This window comes from Azohydromonas lata NBRC 102462 (assembly GCF_001571085.1).
Taxonomy (GTDB): Bacteria; Pseudomonadota; Gammaproteobacteria; order Burkholderiales; family Burkholderiaceae_C; genus Azohydromonas; species Azohydromonas lata.
Genome location: NZ_BCTC01000013.1, coordinates 57,503 through 83,020, shown reverse-complemented (window position 1 = coordinate 83,020; position 25,518 = coordinate 57,503). Strand labels below are relative to the sequence as shown.

Annotated in this window: 25 protein-coding genes; 14 read left to right on the top strand and 11 right to left on the bottom strand. The window is 67.1% G+C overall.

What is annotated here, in order from left to right; genetic code table 11:
* The first annotated feature begins 6 nt into the window (after window positions 1–6).
* From ALA01S_RS07310 to fahA, 3 genes are read left to right on the top strand one after another with little or no spacing between them, the layout of a single operon-like run.
* Entirely contained in the window at window positions 7–207 is a 201-nt protein-coding gene (locus tag ALA01S_RS07310; RefSeq protein WP_066334105.1) for a hypothetical protein, read from the top strand.
* 54 nt (window positions 208–261) lie between these two features.
* Window positions 262–798, top strand: a complete 537-nt coding sequence (locus ALA01S_RS07305) for a VOC family protein (RefSeq protein WP_066334102.1) — start codon at window positions 262–264, stop codon at window positions 796–798.
* 15 nt (window positions 799–813) lie between these two features.
* Complete coding sequence (gene fahA, locus ALA01S_RS07300; protein ID WP_066334099.1) at window positions 814–2,130, top strand: fumarylacetoacetase; 1,317 nt, start codon at window positions 814–816, stop codon at window positions 2,128–2,130.
* A 75-nt stretch (window positions 2,131–2,205) separates the two neighbouring features.
* Here the strand turns inward: fahA and ALA01S_RS07295 are convergent, their stop codons facing one another.
* A complete protein-coding gene (locus tag ALA01S_RS07295; RefSeq protein ID WP_066334097.1) occupies window positions 2,206–3,117 on the bottom strand; it encodes a DMT family transporter in 912 nt (303 codons plus the stop codon).
* 134 nt (window positions 3,118–3,251) lie between these two features.
* Between ALA01S_RS07295 and ALA01S_RS07290 the strand changes: the two genes are divergently transcribed.
* The 3 genes from ALA01S_RS07290 (at window position 3,252) to ALA01S_RS07280 (ending at window position 6,126) form a co-directional block, all read left to right on the top strand.
* A complete protein-coding gene (locus tag ALA01S_RS07290; protein ID WP_066334095.1) occupies window positions 3,252–3,734 on the top strand; it encodes a VOC family protein in 483 nt (160 codons plus the stop codon).
* 414 nt (window positions 3,735–4,148) lie between these two features.
* Window positions 4,149–5,231 (top strand): glycosyltransferase family 4 protein, encoded by a 1,083-nt coding sequence (locus ALA01S_RS31535; RefSeq protein WP_169805865.1) that lies wholly within the window; start codon window positions 4,149–4,151, stop codon window positions 5,229–5,231.
* Between the two features lie 22 nt (window positions 5,232–5,253).
* Window positions 5,254–6,126: a phytanoyl-CoA dioxygenase family protein gene (locus tag ALA01S_RS07280; protein ID WP_066334090.1), complete on the top strand. Its 873-nt coding sequence runs from the start codon at window positions 5,254–5,256 to the stop codon at window positions 6,124–6,126.
* Between the two features lie 282 nt (window positions 6,127–6,408).
* Here ALA01S_RS07280 and ALA01S_RS07275 read toward each other — a convergent pair whose 3' ends face one another.
* From ALA01S_RS07275 to ALA01S_RS07265, 4 genes are all read right to left on the bottom strand, one after another.
* The gene (locus ALA01S_RS07275) at window positions 6,409–7,443 is read right to left on the bottom strand and encodes a 2Fe-2S iron-sulfur cluster-binding protein (protein ID WP_066334087.1); all 1,035 of its coding nucleotides are present in this window, start codon (window positions 7,441–7,443) and stop codon (window positions 6,409–6,411) included.
* A gap of 24 nt (window positions 7,444–7,467) precedes the next feature.
* Window positions 7,468–9,138: a hydroxylamine reductase gene (hcp, locus tag ALA01S_RS07270; RefSeq protein WP_066334085.1), complete on the bottom strand. Its 1,671-nt coding sequence runs from the start codon at window positions 9,136–9,138 to the stop codon at window positions 7,468–7,470.
* A 277-nt stretch (window positions 9,139–9,415) separates the two neighbouring features.
* Entirely contained in the window at window positions 9,416–10,099 is a 684-nt protein-coding gene (locus tag ALA01S_RS31530; RefSeq protein ID WP_084267297.1) for a PEP-CTERM sorting domain-containing protein, read from the bottom strand.
* A 338-nt stretch (window positions 10,100–10,437) separates the two neighbouring features.
* Entirely contained in the window at window positions 10,438–11,319 is an 882-nt protein-coding gene (locus ALA01S_RS07265) for an aldo/keto reductase family oxidoreductase (RefSeq protein ID WP_066334083.1), read from the bottom strand.
* 109 nt (window positions 11,320–11,428) lie between these two features.
* Here ALA01S_RS07265 and ALA01S_RS07260 point away from each other — a divergent pair, with 109 nt between their 5' ends.
* Both ALA01S_RS07260 and ALA01S_RS07255 read left to right on the top strand, forming a co-directional pair.
* Window positions 11,429–12,334 (top strand): LysR family transcriptional regulator, encoded by a 906-nt coding sequence (locus ALA01S_RS07260; protein WP_066334079.1) that lies wholly within the window; start codon window positions 11,429–11,431, stop codon window positions 12,332–12,334.
* Window positions 12,335–12,741: 407 nt separating this feature from the next.
* Window positions 12,742–13,128 carry a VOC family protein gene (locus tag ALA01S_RS07255; RefSeq protein ID WP_066334075.1) on the top strand — a complete coding sequence of 129 codons (387 nt, stop codon included), beginning with the start codon at window positions 12,742–12,744 and terminating at the stop codon, window positions 13,126–13,128.
* Window positions 13,129–13,410: 282 nt separating this feature from the next.
* Here the strand turns inward: ALA01S_RS07255 and ALA01S_RS07250 are convergent, their stop codons facing one another.
* Window positions 13,411–14,481, bottom strand: a complete 1,071-nt coding sequence (locus ALA01S_RS07250; protein ID WP_066334073.1) for a four-carbon acid sugar kinase family protein — start codon at window positions 14,479–14,481, stop codon at window positions 13,411–13,413.
* Window positions 14,481–15,305, bottom strand: coding sequence for a DeoR/GlpR family DNA-binding transcription regulator (locus ALA01S_RS07245; protein WP_084267300.1), 825 nt, complete (start codon window positions 15,303–15,305; stop codon window positions 14,481–14,483). Before ALA01S_RS07245 ends, ALA01S_RS07250 begins: the two co-directional genes overlap by 1 nt.
* 271 nt (window positions 15,306–15,576) lie before the next feature.
* Between ALA01S_RS07245 and pdxA the strand changes: the two genes are divergently transcribed.
* The 6 genes from pdxA to ALA01S_RS07215 all read left to right on the top strand — a co-directional run bounded on the left by pdxA (window position 15,577) and on the right by ALA01S_RS07215 (window position 21,972).
* On the top strand, window positions 15,577–16,626 hold the full coding sequence (gene pdxA, locus ALA01S_RS07240) for a 4-hydroxythreonine-4-phosphate dehydrogenase PdxA (protein WP_066334069.1): 1,050 nt from the start codon (window positions 15,577–15,579) through the stop codon (window positions 16,624–16,626).
* Window positions 16,623–17,822: a sialidase family protein gene (locus ALA01S_RS07235; RefSeq protein WP_066334068.1), complete on the top strand. Its 1,200-nt coding sequence runs from the start codon at window positions 16,623–16,625 to the stop codon at window positions 17,820–17,822. Before pdxA ends, ALA01S_RS07235 begins: the two co-directional genes overlap by 4 nt.
* Window positions 17,819–18,985 carry an iron-containing alcohol dehydrogenase gene (locus ALA01S_RS07230; protein ID WP_066334065.1) on the top strand — a complete coding sequence of 389 codons (1,167 nt, stop codon included), beginning with the start codon at window positions 17,819–17,821 and terminating at the stop codon, window positions 18,983–18,985. The genes ALA01S_RS07235 and ALA01S_RS07230 overlap by 4 nt, the downstream gene beginning before the upstream one ends.
* Window positions 18,986–19,143: 158 nt before the next feature.
* The gene (locus tag ALA01S_RS07225) at window positions 19,144–19,914 is read left to right on the top strand and encodes an HpcH/HpaI aldolase family protein (RefSeq protein WP_066334059.1); all 771 of its coding nucleotides are present in this window, start codon (window positions 19,144–19,146) and stop codon (window positions 19,912–19,914) included.
* A gap of 371 nt (window positions 19,915–20,285) precedes the next feature.
* Window positions 20,286–21,263, top strand: a complete 978-nt coding sequence (locus tag ALA01S_RS07220) for a Bug family tripartite tricarboxylate transporter substrate binding protein (protein WP_066334051.1) — start codon at window positions 20,286–20,288, stop codon at window positions 21,261–21,263.
* The gene (locus ALA01S_RS07215; RefSeq protein WP_066334049.1) at window positions 21,253–21,972 is read left to right on the top strand and encodes an SDR family NAD(P)-dependent oxidoreductase; all 720 of its coding nucleotides are present in this window, start codon (window positions 21,253–21,255) and stop codon (window positions 21,970–21,972) included. The genes ALA01S_RS07220 and ALA01S_RS07215 overlap by 11 nt, the downstream gene beginning before the upstream one ends.
* A gap of 63 nt (window positions 21,973–22,035) precedes the next feature.
* On the opposite strand, the gene ALA01S_RS07210 is transcribed toward ALA01S_RS07215, so the two are convergent.
* The 4 genes from ALA01S_RS07210 to ALA01S_RS07195 form a co-directional block, all read right to left on the bottom strand.
* On the bottom strand, window positions 22,036–23,118 hold the full coding sequence (locus tag ALA01S_RS07210; protein ID WP_066334047.1) for a tartrate dehydrogenase: 1,083 nt from the start codon (window positions 23,116–23,118) through the stop codon (window positions 22,036–22,038).
* Between the two features lie 133 nt (window positions 23,119–23,251).
* On the bottom strand, window positions 23,252–23,719 hold the full coding sequence (locus ALA01S_RS07205; RefSeq protein ID WP_066334044.1) for a hypothetical protein: 468 nt from the start codon (window positions 23,717–23,719) through the stop codon (window positions 23,252–23,254).
* A 164-nt stretch (window positions 23,720–23,883) separates the two neighbouring features.
* The gene (locus ALA01S_RS07200) at window positions 23,884–25,131 is read right to left on the bottom strand and encodes a type II toxin-antitoxin system HipA family toxin (RefSeq protein ID WP_066334041.1); all 1,248 of its coding nucleotides are present in this window, start codon (window positions 25,129–25,131) and stop codon (window positions 23,884–23,886) included.
* Window positions 25,128–25,511: a helix-turn-helix domain-containing protein gene (locus ALA01S_RS07195; protein ID WP_066334039.1), complete on the bottom strand. Its 384-nt coding sequence runs from the start codon at window positions 25,509–25,511 to the stop codon at window positions 25,128–25,130. The genes ALA01S_RS07200 and ALA01S_RS07195 overlap by 4 nt, the downstream gene beginning before the upstream one ends.
* Window positions 25,512–25,518 lie beyond the last annotated feature (7 nt).

The window sequence follows — 25,518 nt, the reverse complement described above, 5'->3', positions numbered from 1 at the left end:
ACGACCATGAGCACCCACCAGAACGCTGCCAACGAACTGACCATCCCCGGCCTGGAAACCGTCTACGACCGCCTGGCCACGGCCATAGATGCGGCCGGGGACAAGTCCGAGCTCTTCCTCGTGAAGCTCGCGCTGCTCAACGCCAACGCGTTGGGCAACCCCGACGCCTTCATCCAGCAAGTGGACGCCGCGCTGCGCGACCTCTGAACACCCCGCCCAACCAGGCTTGACGCCCCCCACCGCTTCAAACAGGAGAACCCCATGCTGATCCAGCAAGTCCACCACGTCGCCTACCGCTGCAAGGACGCCAAGGAAACCGTCGAGTGGTACGGCAAGCACCTCGACATGAAATTCGTGCTCGCGATTGCCGAGAACGAGGTGCCGTCCACCAAGGCGCCGGACCCGTACATGCACATCTTCCTGGACGCGGGCAACGGCAACATCCTGGCCTTCTTCGAGCTGCCCAGCCAGCCGCCCATGGACCGCGACCGCAACACGCCCGCCTGGGTGCAGCACCTGGCGCTGAAGGTGGACTCGGTGGACACGCTGCTGGCCACCAAGGCCAGGCTCGAAGCCGCCGGCATCGAAGTGGTCGGCCCCACGAACCACACCATCTTCAAGAGCATCTACTTCTTCGATCCCAACGGCCACCGCCTGGAGCTGGCTGCCGACTGCGGCACGCCGGCCATGATGCAAAAGCTCGACGAGGTGAAGTGGGACATGCTGCAGGAGTGGAGCCAGACCAAGCGGGCTCCCAAGCACGCGGCCTGGATGCACGACGGCAGCCTGGAAGCCTGAAGAGGCGCACACCCGATGACGCTGCTCAACGAAACCCACGACCCCGCCCTGCGCAGCTGGCTCGCCAGCGCCAACACGGCAGGCGGCGATTTCCCCATCCAGAACCTGCCCTTCGCGGTTTTCCGCCGCGCGGGCACGGCTGAAGCCTTTCGCGGCGGCGTGGCCATTGGCGACCAGGTGCTGGACCTGGCCGCCGTGGCGGCGGCCGGCGTGTTTGCCGGCGACGCGCAAGCCGCCGCGCGGGCCGCGTCGGAGGCCAAGCTCAATGCGCTGATGGCTCTGGGCCCCGCGGCCTGGAGCGCGCTGCGGCTGGCCTTGTCGCGCGCGCTGCGCGAGGGCGCGGCCGGGCAAGCCGCGCTGCGCCCCTGCCTGGTGCCGCAGGACCGCGTGGAGTACGACGTGCCCGCCCGCATCGGCGACTACACGGACTTCTACACGTCCATCCACCACGCCACCAACATCGGCCGCCTGTTCCGTCCGGACAACCCGCTGCTGCCCAACTACAAGTGGGTGCCCATCGGCTACCACGGGCGCGCCTCCAGCATCGGCATCTCCGGGCAGGGCTTCCACCGGCCGGTGGGGCAGACCCTGCCGGCCGGCGCGGCGCAGCCCGTGGTGGGGCCGTGCCAGCGGCTGGACATCGAGCTGGAGCTGGGCATCTTCATCGGCCAGGGCAACGCGCAGGGCGAGGCCGTGGCGATCACGCAAGCGGAAGCGCACGTGTTCGGCATCTGCCTGCTCAACGACTGGTCCGCGCGCGACGTGCAGGCCTGGGAATACCAGCCGCTTGGGCCCTTCCTCTCCAAGAGCTTCGCCACGACGCTCTCGCCCTGGATCGTGACGCTGGAGGCGCTGGCGCCCTACCGCGCCCCGCTGCAGCGCCCGGCCGACGACCCGCAGCCCCTGCCCTACCTGGACAGCGAGGCCAACCGCGGCCAAGGCGCGCTGGACATCCAACTCCAGGTGGATTTGCAGACGCCGCGCATGCGCGAGGCCGGCAGCGAGGCCGCCACGATCTGCCGCACCAGCTACCGCCACGCCTACTGGACGGTGGCGCAGATGGTGGCCCACCACACGGTCAACGGCTGCAACCTGCAGCCGGGCGACCTGTTCGGCAGCGGCACGCTGTCCGGGCCGACGCTGCAGGAGGCCGGCGCGCTCATCGAGATGACGCAAGGCGGCAAGCAGCCGCTGGCGCTGCCCGGCGGCGAGCAGCGCACTTTCCTGCTCGACGGCGACACGGTGACGCTGCGCGGCTGGTGCGAGAAGCCGGGCGCGGCGCGCATAGGCTTTGGAGAGTGCCGCGGCACGGTGCTGCCGGCGCGGGGCTGACGAGGGCACGCAGCACCCGCACGCAAGAAGGGCCGGCATTGCCGGCCCTTTCCGCCTCTTTCCGTTGGGTCTGGCTTACCGCCAGCGGTTGAGCAGCGCCACGCCGGCCAGCACCAGCACCGTGCCGGCGACCACGCCGGGGGTGAAGGGCTCGCCCAGGATGAGCACGCCCATGGCGATGGTGCTCATGGGGCCGATCATGCCCGTCTGCGCCGTGGCGGCCGGGCCCACGCGGGCGATGGCCAGCATCACCATCAGCACCGGCGCGAAGGTGCAGGCCGTGGCGTTGAGCAGCGACAGCCACCATACCTGCGGCGCCACGGCGGCCAGCGACGACAGCGGCCGCAGCAGCACGAACTGCGCGATGCACAGCACGCAGGCCACGCTGGAGGCCAGGCCCGTGAGGCGCAGCGCGCCCAGGCGGCGGACCTCCTCGCCGGAGTACGTGAGGTACAGCGCGTAGCTGACGGCGCTGCCCAGCACCAGCAGCGTGCCCAGGCCGGCCTGGGCGCCGGCGAACTGCGCCTCCTCCCCGAAGGCCAGCAGCACGCCGGCATAGCTCACGGCCATGGCGATCCACTGCTTGGTGGTGGTGCGGCGCTTGAAGATGAGCCAGCCCAGCAGCAGCACGATGGTCGGGTTGAGGTACAGCACCAGCCGCTCCAGGCTGGCGCTGACGTACTGCAGGCCCAGGAAGTCCAGGAAGCTGGCGAGGTAGTAGCCGCTGAAGCCCAGCAGCGTGACGGCGCGCCAGTCGCGTGCGGTGAGCGTTGGGCGGCCGCGCCCGGCCCACAGCGCCAGCACCAGGAACAGCGGCAGCGCGAACAGCATGCGCAGCATGATCACCGTGACGGCATCCACGCCGTAGCGGTAGGCGAGCTTGACGATGATGGCCTTGCCGGAAAACGCGGTGGCGCCGCCCGCGGCCAGCAGCAGCCCGGGCCAGTGGCGCTCCCGCGCTGCGGCCCCTATGGAAGAAGCAGACATCCGAAAGATTCTGCCAGGGGGTTTTCACCCGGCCGGCGCCCGGGGGCGGCCGGGGAATGCCTGTTGCCCCGCACTGTGGGCCGGCTTGGCCGGACTTGTAACCGTCCCTCAGCCCTTCAGCCCGGAGACCGCACATGCCCAGCAAGAACACCATCTGCCTCTGGTACGACGGCACCGCCGAGGACGCCGCGCGCTTTTACGCCGCCACCTTCCCCGACAGCAGCGTCGGCGCCGTGCACCGCGCGCCCACCGACTACCCCAGCGGCAAGGCCGGCAGCGTGCTGCTGGTGGAGTTCATGGTGATGGGCCTTCCCTGCGTGGGCCTCAACGGCGGCCCGGCGTTCAAGCACAACGAAGCCTTCTCCTTCCAGGTCTCCACCGAGGACCAGGCCGAAACCGACCGCCTGTGGAACGCCATCGTCGGCAACGGCGGGCAGGAGAGCGAGTGCGGCTGGTGCAAGGACCGGTGGGGCGTGTCCTGGCAGATCACGCCGCGCGTGCTCATGGAAGGCATCGCCAGCCGCGACGCCGCGACGGCGCAGCGGGTGTTCACGGCCATGATGGGCATGAAGAAGATCGACGTGGCGGGGATCGAGAAGGCGTTGAAGGGCGATTGAGTCGCGCTAAGCGCCGTGACAAATGCGTTTCGCCTGCAACTCCTTCCGTTTGGCCCAATTACCGGCATCAAAATTTTCTTGATAAGGAAGCCATTGCGTCCGCTTCGCGTCACTTATGGTAACATTCCTGGCGATAAGCTTTCCGTTTCCCAGAGCTTTTTGCTGTTCGCGCCAACTATTGATTTGGGGACAGCGGGGTTTTTGTGGCTTGTTATTCCTCAACAACATTTTTTCCGCGGTTACGCGCGCCAGTACTACGACTCATATCCCTAACCCTCCCAATATTTCTGCTGGCCATGGATGAACACAGTCAGGCGCTGCGGCGGGTTAGTTTTGCCCGACTGCGGGCGCAACCGTGCCGTTCACGGCGTAACAAAAAAAATGGAGAGATACCGCCACCTAATCTTGTTTGACATGAAGCGTTTTCGAATTGTGATGACCGGGCCGCTGCCCCCTGCTGTGGGGGGAATGACTTCGGTGATAATGGCGCTCAAGGCTTCTTCGCTTTCCCAGCACGCCGATATCGAATTGTTCGAAACCGGAAAAGTTACGCCGGAAGGGCGCCCGCTGTGGCTGGGCATCAAGACGCGATTGCATCTCATGGTGCGCTGGTGGAATAAATTTGAAGGCCCGCACAAACCGGTTGCGCACATTCATACCTGTGACGGGCTCAGTTATTTTCTTGATGGCGGCCTGATCGTATTGAGCCGCTTGCGCGGCGTTCCGGTGGTATTGCACGTACACGGAGCGCGTTTTGACGTTTTCCTGAGAAGTTTGAGCCGCGTACTGGCGTGGATTGCATATTGGTTAGCGCGTCGCTGCGCCATGGTAATTGCCTTGTCGCCTGGATGGCAGAAGGAATTATTTCTTCATTGGCCTGCGGCAGATATTCGGGTGGTGAGCAATGGGGTTTACGCAGAGCGCACGGCCTATGCGGTGAGCGCCCCGGCCGGCGTTCCAAAATTCGTATTCATAGGCCATCTCTGCCAACGTAAAGGGGTTTACGTGCTACTGGAGGCGGCGGCGCTGGCACGCGAAGACTGGACGGTGGAGTTGTTGGGCGGAGAGTATGAGCCCGGCGCGAAGGCACGAGCCGAACATGACATTCAACGCTTAAACCTCAAATCTCGCTGCTATTTGCGAGGCATCGTGGTAGGCGAAGAAAAAATCAATTTACTGGCCGGCGCGCAAGGTTTTGTGCTGCCCTCGTTTCACGAGGGTCTACCCATGGCGCTGCTGGAAACTATGGCCATGGGGCTGCCGAGCGTGGTCACGTCAGCGGGCGCCATGGCTGAGGCCGTGCGCGACGGCGTGGATGGCCTAGTAGTGCCGCCCGGGGACGCACAAGCCTTAGCCGATGCGCTGGACACCCTGGCGCGAGATACAGCACTGCGCGGCCGCATGGGCGCGGCTGCGGCCAAGCGATGGCAGTCGTTGTACGGCGTGGAAAACATGGTGGATAAGCTCATGGTGCTCTACGCCGAATTGGGCCGATAAAACACACAACGTGAGAATTTAAATGTATTCGCAACAAGAGATCGACGAACTGAAACTTCAGTATGAAACCCAGGGTTTTATTCATCTAAAAGGGGCGATCCCCCTGGACATGCTGCAGCGCTTGCGCACGGCATTCGACGCGGCAAGCGAGCGCCATTTCGAACAGTGGCAAAATGATGTCAAGGCGGGCACCGGTGAATATCGCTTTTTCGACATTCCCAGCATCCTGGATCAGGATCCTGTTTTCATCGACTTGGTAGACATGTCGACGATTTTTGGCCTGCTGGTGGACATCGTCGGGGAAGACATTCAGCTCAATCACACCCACGCGCGGCTTTTCTATCCCGGACCGACTTTCACGCCGCCCTGGCATTCCGACATTCCGCACGTGCTGGGCGTTAATCACGCGCACACCAATAATTTACTTATCAAGGTTCATTTCTACATTGAAGACCTCAGCCCCGAGCAGGGATGCCTAGCTTTCATTCCCGGCAGCCACCGCTACCCGCCACGGCACATCAAGCCCACGATCACCGACATCGATAAATCGACAGCGGCTGTGAAAATCGTGCCCAAGGCCGGCGACGCGGTTCTTTTCAATACTCACGTGCTACACATGGCGCTGGACAACAGCACGGATAAGGTCCGTAAATCGCTGATTTACGCTTACGCCCATTTTTGGATGAAGCATTATGCGAACGCGGTGCCATCCGACCTGCAGCGATTTGCCAATACCCCGCAGCGCCAGCAATTGTTTGGCGTGGACATGGAAGGGATTCCATATTTCAACCGGCGCCTGATGGACAACGTGCCGCCCGCTTGGCACAGCACACTGCTAGCGGCCAGCAAGCGACTGGTCAAACGCGTGCTGGCTAGGAACAGTATGTTTGGGTGATTGGCGAAGATTTGCGCCAACCTCCGCCGAAATTCACGACAGGTTTTTTATGCGACTTGTCTGGGACCAATGAAAGCAGGCAACGGGCGGATTTGAGTTTTGGAATTTCGGCATGGCCGCAAGGGCACACCTACCGGTCAAGCATCGCAAGAATGTGGACGGTGCAGGCCAAGGGCGGTTTGGGACCTACCAAGCTTGGCCAGCACATGCTTCATTCACAAAGCCTTTTTCCGTGTGCCCCGAGTTGCCAGGTTCCATGGGCCCCGGCTCGCCGGGCGCTACTCAAGCCGCCGTGAACCGCTCCGCGTACACCTGCGCGTCCGGCACGCCGGCCTCCCGCGCCGTGGCTTCGACCGCTTCCACCAGCGCGGGCGGGCCGCACACGTACACGTCCGGCCATGCGCCGGGGGCGCAGGCGGCCAGGTCCGCGCGCAGCGCGTCCACGGGCGTGCCGCGCAGGCCCAGCCAGGCGTCCGAGGGCTGCCAGACGCACACGCGCTGCTCCAGGCCGGGCAGCTCGGCCAGCGCGGCGGCGGCGAACAGCTCGGCCTCGCGGTTCACGCCGAAGTACAGCCGCACGGGATGCGGCTCCCCGAACTCCGCCATGCGGCGCAGCATGGACAGCAGCGGCGCCAGCCCCGTGCCGCCGGCCACGAACCAGCGCGGACACAACCCGTTTTCCCGCAGGCCGAAGGCGCCTTGCGGGCCGTGCACCGTGAGCCGGCTGCCCACGGCCGCCTCGTCGCGCAGCCAGTTGGAAAAGCGGCCCTGCGGCTGCAGCCGGATCAGGAACTCCAGCGTGCCGGCCCAGTTGCCGGTGTTGGACATGGAGTAGGCGCGGCACAGATCGGCGCCCGGCACTTCCAGCTCCGCGAACTGCCCCGGCTCGAACTCGGCCACGGCGACGCCCTCGGCGTCCGGCAGCAGTTGCAGCACCAGGCGCACGGTGGCGTCGCCGTCGCGCTCGATTTCCAGCACTTCGGCGTCGCGCTGCGGCACGGGGCCGCCGGCGATGCGGGCGCGGTCGTAGGGCAGCGCGATGCGCAGGTCGCCGCAGGGCGTGGTGCGGCACAGCAGCACGCTGCCGGGCTTGTCAGCGCTCAGCGCCTTGGGGTTGTGGTCGCCCAACTCGTAGTCGCCGCTGAGCACCTGCGCCGCGCAGGCGCCGCAGCCGCCCTGGCGGCATTGGGCCGGCAGCCGCCATTGGGCCGCGTCGGCGGCTTCCAGCACGGACTGGCCCGGCAGGTTGTCGAGTTGGAGGGACTGGCCGTCGAGCGTGCACAGCTCGACGGACCAGGTCTTGACGGCTTGGTCCATCGGTCTCGTCCTTCGCCTGGCGCGTCAGGCCGCTTCGAGCTGCAGCGTCTTGCGGATGTCGGCCTGCGCCTCGCCGATGGGCTGGATGCCGAACTTCTCGACCAGCACGCCCAGCAGGTTGGGCGTGAGGAAGGCCGGCAGCGTGGGGCCCAGGCGGATGTTGCGGATGCCCAGCGCCAGCAGCGTCAGCAGCACGGCGGCGGCCTTCTGCTCGAACCAGGAGATCACCAGCGACAGCGGCAGGTCGTTCACGCCGCACTCGAACGCTTCGGCCAGCGCCGAGGCGATCTTGATGGCCGAGTAGGCGTCGTTGCACTGGCCGATGTCCAGCAAGCGCGGGATGCCGCCGATGTCGCCGAACTCGTGCCGGTTGAAGCGGTACTTGGCGCAGCCCAGCGTCATGACCACGGTGTCCTGCGGCGCCTGGGTGGCGAAGTCGCTGTAGTAGTTGCGGCCGGGGGCGGCGCCGTCGCAGCCGCCTATCAAATAGAAGTGCTTGATGGCGCCGCCCTTGACGGCGTCGATCACCGCACCGGCCACGCCCAGCACGGCGTCGCGGCCGAAGCCGACGGTGATGGTCTGCTCAGGCTCGGTGGCCTTGAAGCCGGGCAGCGCCTTGGCGGCCTGGATGACTTGCGCGAACTGGTGGTTTTCCAGGTGGCGCACGCCGGGCCAGCCGACGGGGCCGGTGGTGAAGATGCGTTGGCGGTAGGCGGGCAGCGGCTCGATGATGCAGTTGCTGGTCATCAGCACGGGGCCGGGGAAGTTGGCGAAGTCCAGTTGCTGGTCCTGCCAGGCGCCGCCGTAGTTGCCCGCCAGGTGCGGGTAGGCCTTGAGCGCCGGGTAGGCGTGGGCCGGGAGCATCTCGCCGTGGGTGTAGATCTGGATGCCGCTGTCCTTGGTCTGCTCCAGCAGGGCGTGGAGGTCGCCCAGGTCGTGGCCGGAGACCAGGATGGCCTTGCCCGCCACGGGCGTGACGCGCACGGCGGTGGGCTGCGGGGTGCCGAAGTTGCCGGTGTTGGCGGCGTCCAGCATCTCCATGACTTGCAGGTTGAGCGTGCCCAGGGCCAGCGACTCGCCCAGCAGCGCGGGGATGTCGGCCGGGTCTTGCGCCAGGAAGTCCAGCGCGTGCTCGATGCCGGCAAACACGGTCTCGCGCGCCTGGCCCAGCACGTAGGCGTGATGGGCGTAGGCGCAGACGCCCTTGAGGCCGTACAGCAGCAGCGCGCGCAGGCCGATGACGTCGGCACCCACCTGCTCCAGCCCGGCGTTGATGCCCACGTCGGCGGCCTGCAGCAGCAGCCCGGCCTGGTCGGCGGCGGGCTGCCAGGTGGCGGCGGCGGAGGTGAGCGCTTCCGGCTCCTGGCCGGCGGCGCGGGCGGCGGCCTCGTAGCGAGCGCGCACGGCGTCGCGCAGGGTGGCGGCTTCCTTCAGCAGCGTGACGAAGCGGGCGGCATTGAAGTTGACGTTGGTGAGCGTCGTGAACAGCGCGTAGAGGATGAAGGCGTCGGCCTCGCGGTCCGGCGCGTTCAGGGCGCGCAGGCGGCCGGCGTATTGGGCGATGCCCTTGGTGGCGTGGATCAGCAAGTCCTGCAGATCGGCCGTGGTGGCGTCCTTGCCGCAGTGGCCGCGTTCGGAAGCGCAGCCGGTCGAGGTTTCGGTGCGGGCGGTCTGTTCACATTGGTAGCAGAACATGCGGAAAAGGCTCTCTGTGGTGTTGTCCGTGATGGCGTGCCGTTTCTGGCGAACGGCGGGGGCGGAAGGTACGCAACAGGAGCGGGGGGAATCCTTGAAGCAGTTCAAGGATTTGGGATGGGGAGGAAGAAATGCCTGGCGACTTGACGCGAATCAACGCGACGCCACTGCACGGGTACACCCGGCAACAGCAAAAACTCAAGAAGCGTTTATTGCGAGGCCGGCAAAGCCTCATTTGCAAAATGCCGCGTGCGCCAGGCACGCGGCACCTGAAAAATCAGGATTTAACCCATTTGCGCCGACGCCCCAAAACACAACCGGCGAAGCCCAGGCTGACCAATGCCAAGGAGCCCGGTTCCGGGACGGCGCTGGGGGGCGGCGTGTAAGCACTGAGCGACAAGTTATCAACGATGAAAGATTCGCCAAAATCAAGGCGCAATTCATCGATGGCGCCGGTCATTCCAGCGACGTATTGAAAAGTTTCCGTCAAGTTGACCAACTCCGACCAAACCTGTACTCCATCATTGAAGCCGCGCACATAAACCCTGGGGTCCGGATATGAGTAATAGTCCCATATTCTTGCCCACAATCCATCAAACGTAAATTCGGAGGCGTCCACAGCCTTGATGACGCCAATGCCGCGATAGTTATTGATCATGGTGAAGTCCCCACTGACGGCTCCATATCGGCTCCATCTGCTACCGCTGCTATTCGTATCGATCCAATCAAGCCTGCTCACATCAAGATATTTTTCACTATTCATAGATCCAAACGTATACCCCTTATACGCCGGTATTGGACCAAGCTGACCGACAACACTACCACCGGGAATATCGTCAAACGTCAAAAGGGTTGCATTCGCGTGCAGTGTAGAAACAGCAAGAGAGCAGGCAAAAAGAATATTTTTCATGATCGAGTACACAAGAAAACTGAGGAACGAATTATCTTCTTTGAACCCCATTAAACATTTTGATATGTATCAATATTGCAGCCGAGAATTCCACGAGGAACACACCCATTAGAACATGAATTTTTTGGCGCCTTCAATGAATTTATGAAGTCCTTCTCATAAGTGCCACGATGCAAACTCAAAACCCATGGCACGGGTTGGTTCAGAACGACAATGAACTGGCATCAAAAACAAGGCGACGACGTCGGAACAAGCCTCCAGCGCCCCATTTAATTACCGATATGAAACTCCACCACCGGGATTCAAGAGATTGATGGATACCCAGCCACGGGCGCCTGTCCGGGCGCCGCGAAGCTCCGGCCTTCGGCCTTGCCGGGGCCAGCCAGGGCTCAGTGGGCCTCGGCCGGCTGGGCCAGGGCTTCGAGGCGCTCCACCGCCTCCTTGGGCAACTTCAGCTCAGCCGCTGCCAGGTTCTGCCGCAGGTGCTCCACCGACGAGGTGCCGGGGATGAGCACCAGATTGGGCGAGCGCTGCAGCAGCCAGGCCAGCGCGACCTGCAGGGGGCTGGCGCCCAGTTCATTGGCCACGGCGGACAGCGAGCCGGACTGCAGAGGCGTGAAGCCGCCCAGCGGGAAGAAGGGCACGTAAGCCGTGCCCTCGCGGGCCAGTGAATCGACGAGAGCGTCGTCCGCGCGGTGCACGAGGTTGAAATGGTTCTGCACGCAGGCGATGGCGCAGAGGCGGCGCGCCTCCTGCACCTGCCGTGCGGTGACGTTGCTCAGGCCGATGTGGTGGATCAGCCCCTGGCGCTGCAGCTCGGCCAGCGCTGTGAGCGGCGCTTCCAGCGAACCCTCCTGCGGGCCGTGGACACCCAACATGCTGCGCAGGTTGACGACCTCCAGCACGTCCAGGCCGAGGTGGCGCAGGTTGTCGTGCACCGCCTGGGTCAGCTCCGCCGCCGACAGCGCGGGCAGCCAGGCGCCGTCCGCCCCGCGCCGGGCGCCGACCTTGGTGACGATGAGCAGGTCGTCGCGGTAGGGGAACAACGCCTCCCGAATGATCTGGTTGGTGACGTGCGGGCCATAGAAATCGCTGGTGTCTATGTGATCGACGCCGTTTTCCACGGCGGCGCGCAGCACGGCCACGGCCGAGGCGCGGTCCTTGGGCGGGCCGAACACGCCCGGCCCCGCGAGCTGCATGGCGCCGTAGCCCAGGCGCCTGACGGTGCGGGTGCCGATTCGATAAGTGCCTGCCGGGTCCAGTGCGTTCATGTGCGTCTCCTTTGCGATGAGGCGGACTGTAGGCAGCCCTGGGTCGTGCGATAAGACGGCCCAATGCGCACGGGCTGTGCGCCAATCCGAACAATGCGCGGGAGGACTCGTGGCGGAACCCTTGGACGACTTGGCGGCCTTCGTGGCCGTGGCGAAGGCGGGTGGCTTTCGGGAGGCGGCGCGCGCGGGCGGCGTGAGCGCGTCCAGCCTCAGTGAAGCGATGCGCCGGCTGGAGGCGCGCCTGGGTGTGCGGCTGCTGCACCGGACCACGCGCAGCGTGGTGCCCACCGAGGCAGGAGCGCGGCTGCTGGAGCGTCTGCAACCGGCGTTGGGCGCGGTGGAAGCCGCGCTGGACGAGGTGAACGGTTTCCGCGACCGGCCCGCGGGCACCTTGCGGCTGAACGTGCCGGCCAGCGCGGCGCGCCTGGTACTGCCGGCGCTGGTACCGCCCTTTCTGGCCGCCTATCCCGACATCCGGCTGGACGTGGTGGTGGAGGAAAGTTTTGTCGATGTGGTGGCCGCCGGCTGCGACGCGGGCATCCGCTACGAGGAGCGGCTGGAGCAGGACATGGTGGCCATCCCCATAGGCCCGCGCCGCCAGCGCGTGGCGACGGCCGCCTCACCCGCTTATCTGGAGCGGCGCGGCCGGCCGACGCACCCGCGCGACCTGCTGCAGCACGCCTGCCTGCGCGGCCGTTTCGCCAGCGGCGCCATGCCGGCCTGGGAATTCCAGCGCAACGGCGAAACCGTGACGGTGGACCCGGACGGCCCGCTGATCGTGCGCATCAGCGGCGGCGTCGAGCTCGCCATCGACGCGGCGGTGGCGGGGTGCGGCGTCATTCATTTGTTCGAGGGCTGGCTCAAGCCCCATCTGGACAGCGGAGCGCTGGTGCCGGTACTGGAGGACTGGTGGGCGGGGTTTACGGGGCCGTTTCTTTATTTCCCGAGCGGGAAGTATTTGCCAGGGGCGTTGAGGGCGTTTGTGGAGTTTGTGAGGGGGAGGCAGAAAGCTTGATAGACCGGTCACAAACAGCCTCAATGGCAAAGCCCGCAAAGCCTTGATTTTTTCGCCACTGCCTACGCAGTTCATTCGCTGTCAAGACAACCGGTTTTCTCAAAAGGCGTGGCTTAATTTTCAGGCGACATCATGAAAAACTCACATTTTCATTTCCAGATGCAATGCATACACAGAATATCTTGATATGAAAGCTCGCCTCCGGCCAGGAGCAAACCGCTGGCATCTATTTGCGTCCGACCGTTATCGGCCGGATTTGTCGATGTTCATGTTGGAAGTCCCCATGCAGGCGTGATGCCGGTACTGGCGACTGGCATCTCAGGGATGACGGACCTATGCTTTTCTTTCGGCCGAGCAAGCGGGCTTGTCGCCACGCGCTACTGCCGGTCTGCGTGAAAGGACTACCTATGTTGTCCAATGCCTCCGTCACTACGATGTTGCCGGTCAAGGACATGGCCAGGGCGCGTGCCTTCTATGAAACTTGCCTGGGCCTGCAGCCCGGCGGCTTGCAACCCGATGGCAAGTTTGTCTATAGGGTGGGGGGCAGCACATTGGCTTTGTTTCCCAAGGCTGAGGGCACAAAGGCTGACCATACGGCCATCAGTTTCCAGGTGTCTGATATCGCTGCCGAAATCCAAGAATTGAAACGTGCTGGTGTGGTTTTTGAAGACTACGACTTCCCGGGTCTGAAAACCGTAAACCACGTCTGCGTGCTTGGTGCTGAGAAAGCAGCCTGGTTCAAGGATACCGAAGGCAATTACCTTTGCATTCACGAGAATCTGGCTGCTACGTAACTTGGCCACTCTTCCCTATGTAGGTCGCTGGATTTGGCCAGCGACCATTTCGGCATCCAATCCAAGGAGGCGCACCGCGTGGTGCGGCAACTCCAAGTAGTCTATGCAGCATGACTGCTTTTCCTTGCATGGCGGTCCGGATACCGCAACGTGGCGCTGCAGCAAGGGGCACAGAGCGCTTTGCCACACCAATAAGTATTCGGCAAACAGCGGGACAGCCAATCCGGCACCAAGCCCTTATCGTTGTCCTCTTGTGTGTCCGCTCACCTAGATGCTGCAGCATTAAACCGCGGCTATTCCTTCAATTACCTGCAATAAATCCTCAGCCCCACCGAAGGCGCCAGAACGGGTATGGCAAACCACCCCATCCCATTTCCCTCCCACCATCCGCGCACAGCCCCACCCCGCCCTGTCCATCGCAGTTTCGGAAACCAACCCCGAAGCCCCCAGCGCCCGGCACATCGCCAGCAAGGTATCTCCGCCCACGATCACCAGCGCCCCAGGCCGAGGCGCGTTTTCCGCGATTAGGGCGGCTTGCCGTTCCAGCAGCGCGGCGGCTTGGTCGGCCGTGATCATTTCCTGCGGGGATAAATCAATCAGCCGCGGATAGCCCTCCGCCGCCCGCCGCAGGGTTTCCGGCTTTGCGCCCGCGTGGCATTCATCCGCCCAACGCGAGGCGCGCAGCACGCGCCACTGCTCGCGCGAAACGGGGTGGTGGCTCGCGCTCACCAGCATGGGCGCGCCCATGCCGCGCTCGCTGGCGGGCGTCGCGGCGGGTACATCCAAATCCAGCCCGCGCGCCATCGCGTGCGCCAGGCCGGCGCTGCCGCACCACAGCCAGCGCGCGGTCTCGGGCTTCAAGGCCAGCGCGACCACCGCGTCCATGTCCGCGTCAGAGCGCACGTCCGGCACCCACACGGGCACGTCGCCCACCAGCGCCTGGGCGATGCTTTCCGGGCCGACCGGCGACCGGGAGTCATCCGCCTTCACCACCCACTGCCGGCCGCCCTCCGTCACCCGCCCCTGTGCGGGAAAGGCTGGGGCGAAGACGATGCGCTCGAAGCCGCCCTGCCGGGCGAGGTAATCCACTTCCGCAAACGTGTTGCCGCGCAGCAGGCTGTCCACCTTCTTGAAAGCGATGCCCGCGCCGTGCAGCCAAGCCACGCTGGGAGTCAGCAGCGCGGGCAGATCGGCCACCGGCACGTCGCGCGTGGCGGTGGCGACGATGTCTATGCCGGCCGCGGGCTGGTCCGCAGCGGGCGCCCCCAGGTGCACCGGCACCCCCGCGCCAAAGGCGGCGGCGCAGTCCAGGGCGCCAGTTAGATCGTCAGCCAGGATGCGCAGCGTCTTCATCAGCGGGCCTTCACCACGGTCAGTTTCAGGTGGAGGGCGCGCAGGCGCTCCTCCTCGGCGGCGGGCAGGCCGCTGTCGGTGATCACTTCAGCCACGTCGCCCAGCGACGCGATCTGCATGAAGGCGCGCGGCCGGAATTTCGAGCTGTCCACCAGCAGCCGCGTCGCGTTGGCCGCCTTCATCAGCGCCCGCTTCACGCCGGCCAGCTCGGCGGAGGTCTCGGAGATCACGTCGTCCGTCACCGCGTGCGCGCCCAGCAGCAGCACGTCGGCGCGCAGGGAGGACGCCTGGTCCACCAGCGTCTGGCCCAGGATGGTCGTGCTCCCGGGGCGCAGCATCCCGCCCAGCATGTGCACCTGCACCAGCGGCGATTTGCCCAGCACCTGCGCGATCACGAGGTCGTTGGTCACGGCGGTCAGCGGAATCTGGCGGCGCACGGCCGCGCGCGCGGCTTCCAGCACCGTCGTGCCGCTGTCAAAGATGACGCTTTGACGAGGCTCCAGCGCCTCGGCCGCCGCCTCGCCTATGGCCGCCTTCTCGCGCGGCGACAGCTCGGCCGCCGCCACCGGGTCCGGCTCGAAGGTGGCGTATTCCGGCGCCTGCTGGCGCAGCAGCGCACCGCCGTGCGTGCGGTCCACCACGCCCTCGGCCGCCAGCGCGTCCAGGTCGCGCCGCAGCGTCGAAATCGACGCGCCCAGCGCCTGCTCCAACTGGCCAATCGTCACCGCGCCGTGCACGCGCAGGAAATCCACGATGCGATGCCGCCGCTGCGCAGGCAGCAAGGGCGAGTCCATCGTGGCAAGGGAGTCAGAAGTCGTGGACATGGCGTTTTCCTGGCGAATGCGGCAAATCATGCCACAGCACCTGATAGATCGTGATGGTTGTTGATCTTTTGTGGAGTTTTATGATTCAATTCACTCATCGGCTTCCACAAAGCTCCACACAGAGGGCCCGGCCGGTCACCACAACGACGGAGACAACGCCATGAACGATCACAAAGTTCCAAAGTCGCGCAGCCTCGCGCCGGCCGTCGCCCAAGGTGCCGCTCCCCGCGCCGCCTGACTCCCACCCCACCGACAACGAATGGACCGCCACATGAGCACCCCGATACGCCTGGCCTTCACGATGGGCGATCCCGCCGGCATCGGCCCCGAGATCATTGCCAAGGCCACCCGCGAGATGGCCGGCCTGGTGCGCGCCGGCCGCGCCGAGTTCATCGTCCTGGGCAGCGCCGCCGCCATGGCGCAGGCTGAAGCGCTGCTGAAGCTGCCCGCGACGGACGAGCAAGGCAACGCCTTCTACCGCATGGTGGACGTGGGCCCGGTGGAGGCGCCCATCGTCATCGGCCAGGTGGCCGCCGCGGGCGGCGAGTGGGCCTACCGCGCGGTGGAACGCGCCACGCGCATGGTCCAGGGCGGCACGGCGGACGCCATCGTCACCGGGCCGCTGTCCAAGGAGGCGCTGCACCTCGCCGGCCACCACTTCGAAGGCCACACCGAGCTGCTGGCCCACCTCACCGGCCAGCGCGACGCCGTGATGATGCTGGCCCACGGCGACATGCGCGTCACGCACGTCACCACCCACTGCGCCCTGGCCGACGTGCCCAAGCGCATCACGCCGCAGCGCCTGCGCCGCGTCTTCGACGTCACGCTGGACGCCATGCGCGCCCTGGGCATAGCCCAGCCGCGCGTGGCCGTCGCCGGCCTGAACCCGCACTGCGGCGAGGGCGGCATCCTGGGCACGGAGGACGACGCCGTCATCGCCCCCGTCATCCAGGAATACGCCGAGCGCGGGCTGGTCGGCCCCATCCCGGGCGACACGGTGTTCATCAAGCTGCGCGCCCGCCAGTACGACGCCGTGGTGGCCATGTTCCACGACCAGGGCCACATCCCCGTGAAGCTGCTGGGCTTCAACGTGGACCCCAACACGGGTAAATGGCAGGCCATCAGCGGCGTGAACATCACGCTGGGCCTGCCCATCCTGCGCACCTCGGTGGACCACGGCACGGCCTTCGACATCGCCGGCCAGGGCATCGCCAACGCCGACAGCGTGGTGGAAGCGGCCGAATACGCGCTGCGCCTCATCGCCGGCCAGCGCGCCGCCGCGCAAGCCGCCGTCCAAACCTCCGAAGGGGCCCAGGCATGAGCGCGGGCGCGCTGCGCACGCACGCCGAGGACGCGGCCCGCCAGGTGGCCGACCTCCCCTCGCTGCGCGTCCAGGCCCACGCCGCCAACCTCATGTTCCTGCGCGACGGGGCGCTCGGCTGCGTCTGGTTCGGCGGGAGCATGGAAGGCAAGTCGGACATCTGCGTCTTCATGTCGCGGCTGGAGCCGGGTTTGAACCAGTGGAGCGAGCCGGTGCAGCTTTCCAGCGACCCGGATCGCTCCGAGCAGAACCCCATCCTCTTCCCCGCGCCGGACGGCAGCCTGTGGCTGCTGCACACCGCGCAGACGGCGGGCCACCAGGACACCTCCGTGGTGCGCCGCCGCGTCTCTCACGACGAGGGCCGCACCTGGGGCCCCACCGAGACGCTCAAGGACGTGCCCGCCGGCACCTTCGTGCGCCAGCCCATCCAGGTGCAGGCGGACGGGAGCTGGCTGCTGCCCATCTTCAATTGCCGCGCCGTGCCCGGCCAGGCGTGGGACGGCAGCCTGGACGACAGCGCCGTGCTGCGCTCCACCGACCAGGGCGCGAGCTGGCAGCGCATCGAGGTGCCCGCGAGCCTGGGCTGCGTGCACATGAACGTCGTCGCCGGCAAGGGCGCGAGCGATTTATTGGCCTTCTTCCGCAGCCGCTGGGCGGACCATGTGTATCGCAGCGAGAGCCGGGACGGCGGCCTGAGCTGGTCGCAGCCGCAACCTTGCGGCCTGCCCAACAACAACTCGTCCATCCAGGCCGTGCGCCTGGCCGACGGGCGGCTGGCGATGATCTTCAACGACAGCAGCGCGCTGGACGCCACGGGGCGGCGCGAGTCGCTGTACGACGAGCTGGAAGAAGACTCGAAAGAGTCCAAGGACGCCGCGCCGGCCGCCGCTGCCGCTGAAGCTCCCGCCCGCCGCGCCTTCTGGGGCGCCCCGCGTGCGCCGCTGACGCTGGCCCTGTCTGCCGACGAAGGCCTGACCTGGCCCTGGAAGCGCAACCTGGAAACGGGCGACGGCTACTGCATGAGCAACAACTCTGCGCAGCGCCTCAACCGCGAGTACTCGTATCCCAGCATCCGCCAGGGCGCCGACGGCGCGCTGCACCTGGCCTACACCGTGTTCCGCCAGCACATCCGCCATGCGCGCGTGATGCCTGAGTGGATTCAAGCGTCCCCCGCCGCGCAGGAGCAAGCGCAATGAGCACGTCCATGTACGCCATCGTCAACCCCAGCCGCGTCATCGCCGGCGCGGGCAGCATCTCGCAACTGGCCGAAGTGGCGCAGAGCTTCAATGCCCAGCACGTGCTGGTGGTCAGCGACAAGGGCGTCGCCGCGGCCGGCCTCGTCAACGGGCCGCGCGCCGCGCTGGAAGCGGCGGGCCTGCGCGTGACCGTCATCGACAACACGCCGCCGGAGCCGGACGTCAAGGACGTGGAAGCCATCATGGAAGCCGCCCAGGCCGCGGGCGGCGTGGACCTCGTGGTCGGCATCGGCGGCGGCAGCGCCATGGACGTCGCCAAGATCGTCGCCGTGCTGCTGGCGCATCCGCTGTCCCTGCGCGACCTGCTGAGCAAGAAGGCCGACATCACCGCGCGCGGCCTGCCCACCGTCATGGTGCCGACCACGGCCGGCACGGGCTCGGAGGCGACGCCCAACTCCATCATCCTCGTCCCCGAGGACGAGCTGAAGGTGGGCATCGTCAGCGCGCGGCTGATGCCCGACGCGGTGATCCTGGACGCGGAGCTGACCCTGACGCTGCCGCCGGCGGTGACGGCCTCCACCGGCATGGACGCACTCACGCACGCCATCGAGTGCTACTGCTCCAAGAAGGGCAACCCCTTCAGCGACCTGTATGCGCTGGAGGCGATCAAGCTCATCTCGCGCAGCATCCGCACCACCGTGGCCGACGGCCGCAACCTCGCGGCGCGCGAGGACGTGCTCATGGGCGCCTACTGGGGCGGCGTGTGCATCGCCACCTCCAGCACCACAGCCGTGCACGCGCTGGCCTATCCGTTGGGCGGCAAGTACCGCATGCCGCACGGGCTGTCCAACGCCATCCTGCTGCCCTCGGTCATGGCCTTCAACCTCGTGGGCAACGAAAAGCGCTTCGCGGCCATGGCCAAGGCCATGGGGCTGGACACGGAAGGCTTGACCGAGGCGCAAGCCGGCGCTGCCTTCGTGGACGAGCTCAAGCAGCTCAACGCCGACCTGGGCGTGCCGCCCAACCTGCGCGGCTGGGGCATGGACGAGACGCACCTGGACGGCCTGGTGGACGGCGCCGCCAAGGTCACGCGGCTGCTGGACAACAACCCCCGGCCCATGAGCCGCGAGGACATGCGCGCGCTGTACGCGGCGCTGCTCTGAGCCCAAAGAGGCGGTGGCGTTCAGCTTGTAGGAGGCCCGCTTGCGGGCCGAACCGCAGGCCCGACAGAACGCCACGCCAAGGCCGAATGCGGCCGGACAACACGCCAACGGTTCGGCCCGCAAGCGGGCCTCCTGCAGGCTGATTTCAGGAGACAAGCATGAGCAATTCACTGCCCACCAACACTCTCAAGCAGGCCCTCAAGGCCAACCGCCGCCAGGTCGGCCTGTGGGTGACCTTCGCGCACCAGCCCATCGCCGAGGTGCTGGCCGACTCCGGCTTCGACTGGCTGCTGTTCGACATGGAGCACAGCCCCACGGACCTGCACCAGGTCGGCCAGCAACTGCTGGCGGTGCGCGGCAAGAACGTCGCGCCCATCGTGCGCGTGCCCGTGGTGGACATGGCCTGGACCAAGCGCGTGCTCGATGCTGGCGCACCCAACGTGATGTTCCCCAACGTGCGCAACGCCGCCGAGGCGCGCGACTGCGTGGCCTACACGCGCTTCGCCCCCGAGGGCCTGCGCGGCGTGGCCGGCAGCACGCGTGCGGGCAACTACACGCGCTACAAGGACTACATGGCCCGCGCCAATGACGAGATCGGCGTGATCGTGCAGATCGAGTCCCGCGAGGCGCTGGACGACCTGGAGGCCATCTGCCGCGTGCCGGGCGTGGACGCCGTCTTCATCGGCCCCTCGGACCTGGCGGCCAGCCTGGGCTACCGCGGCCAGTCCGGCCACCCGGACGTGCAGGCCGCCATCGCGCAGGCCTTCCGCACCGCCAACGCCGCGGGCGTGGCCGCCGGCACGCTGGCCGCCGACGGCAAGGCCGACCACTACTTCGAAGCGGGCGCAACCATGGTCGGCGTGGGCACGGATTTGCACCTGCTCATCGCCGGGGCGGACGCGGTGGCTGCGCGGTACGCGCAGCGCTGAGGCGTAGAGACGCCGGCGCATCCCGCAAGCCACGGCGCTTCGCCCACTACTCCGTCATGCCCGCGAAAGCGGGCATCCACGAGCACCGAGGTGGGGCCTTGAACGGCATAGCCCGACGCCAACGCCAGCGCGCCAGCACCCCGGCAGGCGTGGATACCCGCTTTCGCGGGTATGACGGATGAGGGTGCGAAGTGCTCTTGCCACAGGGCTGACGTGCGGGACAACTTTCCCGGACAGCAGTGTGCGTAGGCGGGAATGACGAAGTAGAGAGCGCAACGTCTTCGCCACCTGGCCGCATTCGCAAAGCCACAACGCCACAGAACCACAAGCAGGCGCCCCGAGCGCCGTCCACAGACCCCAGGAGACAAACCATGCAACGACGTCACTTCATCCGCACGGCCGCCGTGGCCGCCTCGCTGCTGGCCGGCGCCGCGTCCTTCCCGGCGCTGGCGCAGGGCGGCTATCCCAACAAGCCCATCACCATGGTCGTGCCCTTCCCGCCCGGCGGCACGCTGGACACGGTGGCGCGCGCCCTGGCGCAAAAGCTCGGCGAGCAGATGGGCCAGACCGTGGTGGTGGACAACCGCCCCGGCGGCGCCGGCACCATAGGCGCCGTGGCCGTCAAGAACGCCCCGGCCGACGGCTACACGCTGCTGTTCAGCGCCTCCACGGTCACGACCACGCCCATGACCATGAAGAGCGTGCCCTACGACGTGGCCAAGGACTTCACGCCCATCTCCCTCGTCGCCAAGGCGCCGCTGGCCGTGGCCGTCAACAAGAACCTGCCCTTCTCCGACATCAAGGGCCTGATCAGCTACGCCAAGGCCAACCCGGGCAAGCTGAGCTTTGCCATCGGCTCCTCCGGCTCGGCCGGCCATCTCTCCACCGAGCTGCTGCGCCGCGCCAGCGGCATCGAGTACCTGATCGTCCCCTACAAGGGCTCGGCCCCGGCCTACCAGGACCTCATCGGCGGCCAGATCGACGGCTTCATCGACCCCATCCTGGGTTCCGCCCCCTTTGCCAAGGCCGGCCAGTTGAAGGTCATCGGCGTGACCTCCAAGGCCCGCGTGCCCAGCCTGCCGGACGTGCCCACCGTGGGCGAGACGCTGCCGGGCTACGAGTTCTACAGCTGGTACGGCGTGTGGGCGCCGGCCAAGCTGCCGCAGGACGTCGCGCAGCGGCTCAACACCGAGATCAACAAGGCGCTCAACGGCGAGATGAAGGACAAGCTGCTGGCGCAGGGCGTGCTCGTCACGCCGGGCTCCATCGCCGACTTCGTGAGCTTCCAGAAGGACGACATGGCCAAGGCCGCCAAGATCATCGCGGAAGGGAAGATCCGTGCCGAGTGAGGCGGCATCGGCCCCGGCGCCGCAGCTGGCGCTGGTCACCGGCAGCAGCTCCGGCATCGGCCTGGCCATCGCCCAGCGGCTGCTGGATGACGGCTGGCAGGTGCTGGGCCTGCAGCGCGGCCCGGCGGCGCTGGAGCACCCCGCGCTGCGCACGCTGCGCGTGGACCTGGGCGACGGCGCCGCGCTGGAGCAGGCCCTGGCCGGCCTGGACGCGTTGCCTGACGCCGTGATCCATGCCGCGGGCCTGCTGCGCACCGCGCCGCTGGGGCAGCTCCAGGCCGACGATTCGTCCGCGATGTGGCGCCTTCACGTGGACGCCGCCACGCGGCTGGCCGATGGGCTCCTGCCGCGCATGGCCGACGCGGGCCGCGGGCGCATGGTGCTGATCGGCAGCCGGGTTGCGGGCGGCATGCCCGGCCGCAGCCAGTACGCCGCGACCAAGGCGGCGCTGGTGGCGCTGGCGCGCAGTTGGGCCGCCGAGGTGGCGCCGCGGGGCGTGACGGTCAACGTCGTCTCCCCTGCCGCCACCGACACGCCCATGCTGGCCGACCCGGCGCGGGCGTCCTCCAGCCCCAAGCTGCCGCCCATGGGGCGGCTGATCCGGCCTGAGGAAGTGGCGGCGCTGGTGGCGTTCTTGCTCTCCGATGCGGCTGCACCCATCACGGGGCAGGAGATACAGGTGTGCGGAGGGTCGTCGCTGGCGCGGTGATGTCGCCGCCCAAGCGAAAACGCCGGCCCGGGGCCGGCGTTTTTCATTGGGGGTGCACCGTGGTCAGATCAGGGCCGCAACCGCCTTCCCCATCTCCGTCGTGTCCGCGTTGCCGCCCAGGTCGCGCGTGCGCGGCCCCTCGCGCAGCACCGTCTCGATCGCGCTGACGATGGCGTCATGCGCCTGCCGCCCCGCGCCCTGGCCGTGGGTGAGAAAGTCCAGCATCAGCGCGCCGGACCAGATCATGGCCACGGGGTTGGCGATGTTCTGGCCGTAGATGTCCGGCGCCGAGCCGTGCACGGGCTCGAACAGCGAGGGGAAGCGGCGCTCGGGGTCCAGGTTGGCCGAAGGCGCCAGGCCGATCGTGCCGGTGCAGGCCGGGCCCAGGTCGGACAGGATGTCACCGAACAGGTTGCTGGCCACAACCACGTCGAAGCGGTCCGGCTGCAGCACGAAGCGCGCGGACAGGATGTCGATGTGCTGCTTGTCGGCCGCCACCTCGGGGTAGCTGCGGCCGATCTCGTCGGCCCGCTCGTCCCACCAGGGCATGCTCACCGCGATGCCGTTGCTCTTGGTGGCCACGGTGAGCTTTTTCCGCGGCCGCGACTGCGCCAGCTCGAAGGCGAATTTCAGCACGCGCTCGGTGCCGTGGCGCGAGAACACCGACTCCTGGATGACGATCTCGCGCTCCGTGCCCTCAAAAATCCGGCCGCCGAGGTTGGTGTATTCGCCCTCGGTGTTCTCGCGGACCACGAAGAAATCGATGTCCCCGGCCTTGCGCCCGGCCAGCGGGCAGGGCACGCCTTCAAAGAGGCGCACGGGGCGCAGGTTGATGTACTGGTCGAACTCGCGGCGGAACTTCAAGAGCGAGCCCCACAGCGAGACGTGGTCCGGCACGGTGGCGGGCCAGCCCACGGCGCCAAAGAAGATGGCGTCCATGCCCTGGAGCTGGGCCTTCCAGTCGTCGGGCATCATTTTTCCGTGGGCCTGCCAGTAGTCGCAGCTCGCCCAGTCGATGTGCGTGAGCTCCAGGCCGATGCCGAACTTGTCGGCGGCAGCCTGCACGGCGCGCAGGCCCTCGGGCATCACTTCCTTGCCGATGCCGTCGCCGGGGATGACGGCGATGCGGTAAGTCTTGTTCTCCATGGCGGGTCTCCGGGAAAAGGTGGGGCATCGTAGCCAGTGGCGGCCGCGCCCAAGGCGCGGGGCAGCCGCGGTTCCCACCCCGCGGGCATGGACCGTGCCCCGCAGCACGCCGGACGCGATGGCCACAGGGCCATCAGGAACCGAAGGGAGGGTCTTGCTGCTTCAAAGCCCGCAAGCGATCCAATTGCCTGCGGTGCACCTCGGAGAAAGCATCTGGGTCTGAAACCGCGTAGCCACCGTAGCCGTAGACGGACGAATAGGCTGCATACGCAGCCGCCTCGATCGATTGACCGTTCACGGCCTTGGCCAGCGCGTAGGTTGCGGACACCGCGGCATGCCGGCTTCCATCCAGCGAGCTCGAACCCGGATGGCTTGCGGCGAGTTTCGTGATGCTCGCCGACAAGGCCTGAAGCTCCGCTGGGGACTCTGGGCCGAAGCTGGCGAGGCAGGCGCGGAATCTTTCGAGCACGGCGATGGCCTCATCGCTTTCCAGATTTCCGGCAACTTCTTCAACGCAGGCGAGCCCAAAGCGCAGGGCCAACGCTTGACCGCTGTCGGACGAATCCAGCTCCGAGGCGATTTTCTCGAGATCGGGATGCATGCAGGTCTCCGGCCCCGGCCGAGACCATCTCGGCCGCGCGCCCGTCACCAGTGACGGGCCGTTGCCATTATCTGGACTTGGATCTTGGGTGCCTTTCGCGCAGCCGGTGGCCGTCATGGCGGCGCACCAGCAGTGGCCGCGTCCCTGACGCCTGGGGCGGGCACCTACCCGCCAAACGCCCGCCGCTGGCGCAGCAGGTAGGGCCGGTCGATCTGCGCAGCCAGCACTTCGAGGTCCGCCGCGCTCACGCCCGCGGCCTCGAAATGCGCGCGCCAGCCGGCCACCGCGGCGCACACCTGCCGGACCTGCGCAACGGCCTCGTCCTTCTTCAGGCCGAACTGCCGGCATTCCGACAGCGCGTTGTCCAGCGTGGCGTCCGCGGCGTCGGCGCCCACACGCATCTGCTGGAAACCCAGCGCCTGGCCGGAGGGCAGCACGTCGAAGGCGGGTGACAGCCCGTACTCGCCGCTGTCGGCCATGAGCAGCACGTGGTTCTTCTCGTGGTCGTCGGTGTTGTCCACCAGGATGTTGAAGACCATGCGCCGGAACAGCTCGCGCATGTGCTGCAGGTGCAACCCGCCCGCGGCCACGCCGCGCCGGCGCAGCCACTGCGCCAGCTCCGGGTAGCCCAAGGGCTCGCCCGCGGCCTTGAGCGCGACGTTGGCCGACAGGCCATGCCGGCGCCCCCCCCCGGCGCGGTCGAAGCGGCGCACCGCCACGGCATGCCCGCGCCGCACGGGCACGGGCCGTGTGTCCGCCACGCGTATGCCGGCGCGCGGCGCCAGCGTCATGGTGGCGTGCTCAACCAAGGGCCAGTCCAGCGTCTCGCCGGGCTCGTTGAACTTCAGCACCCAAGCCTCGCCATCGAGCTGCAGCAGCGCCTTGGGCCGGGCGCCGCCCATGGTGGCGCCCGGCGTGATGAGGCGGCGCTGGCGCTCGTCCATGGGCTCGCCGGACAGCACCCGCTGCACCAGCGCGTCCATCTCGGCCACGTCGGCCAGTTGCGGCAGCGGCCCAATGGCGCGGGCCAGGTAGGCGTCGGCGGACACCGACACGCCCAAGGCGCCGAAGCGCTCGTCGCCGGCATAGAAGAGGAAATCCAGCACCGACAGGCGCGGCGGCTTGTCCAGGAAGCGGATGACGCGCTCGCCCCAGCGGTCCGGCCGCGCGTCGTCCACCGCGCCCGCGGCGGTTTCCTTCTCCCGGGGCAGCAGTTCTCCTGGCATCAGCGGCAGGTCTTCGCTCAGGGCAAAGCCGGACTGCAGCCAGGCCGGCGCATACACCAGCGACACGCCTTTCAAGCTGCGCGCCAGGCGCAGCTCGCCAATCAGCCGTGGGGCCTGGGGGTTGGCCAGCCACCACAGGTAAAGGGCGTCGCCGGGCTGGTAGTCCGCCAGGTTGAACCCGCTCATGGCTGCCCGCCCTCCTCGTCTTTGGGCGACGGCTGCGCAGCCGCCCCGTACAGCGAGGGCCGTTTGCGCACCGAGCGCGCCTTGGCCGCGCGCACCGCGTCTTCCAGCGCACCCAGGTCCTGCGCCGGGTCGGCCAGTTCGGCCAGCGCCTGCGAGCGGCCCATGAGCCACAGCGCCGTCGCATACACGCCCATGGAAACGCTCGGGTCGCCCTTTTCCATGCGCATGAGCGTTGGTTCGGAAACGCCAATGCGCTGCGCCCACGCCTTCAAGGGCTCGCGCCGGCGCTTGCGCGCGATGGACAAGTCCTCGCCCAGGCGGCGCAGGTGTGCCAGCACGGCGGAGGGCAGGCTGTCTATGGCACCGGAGCGTTTTGGCATACATATA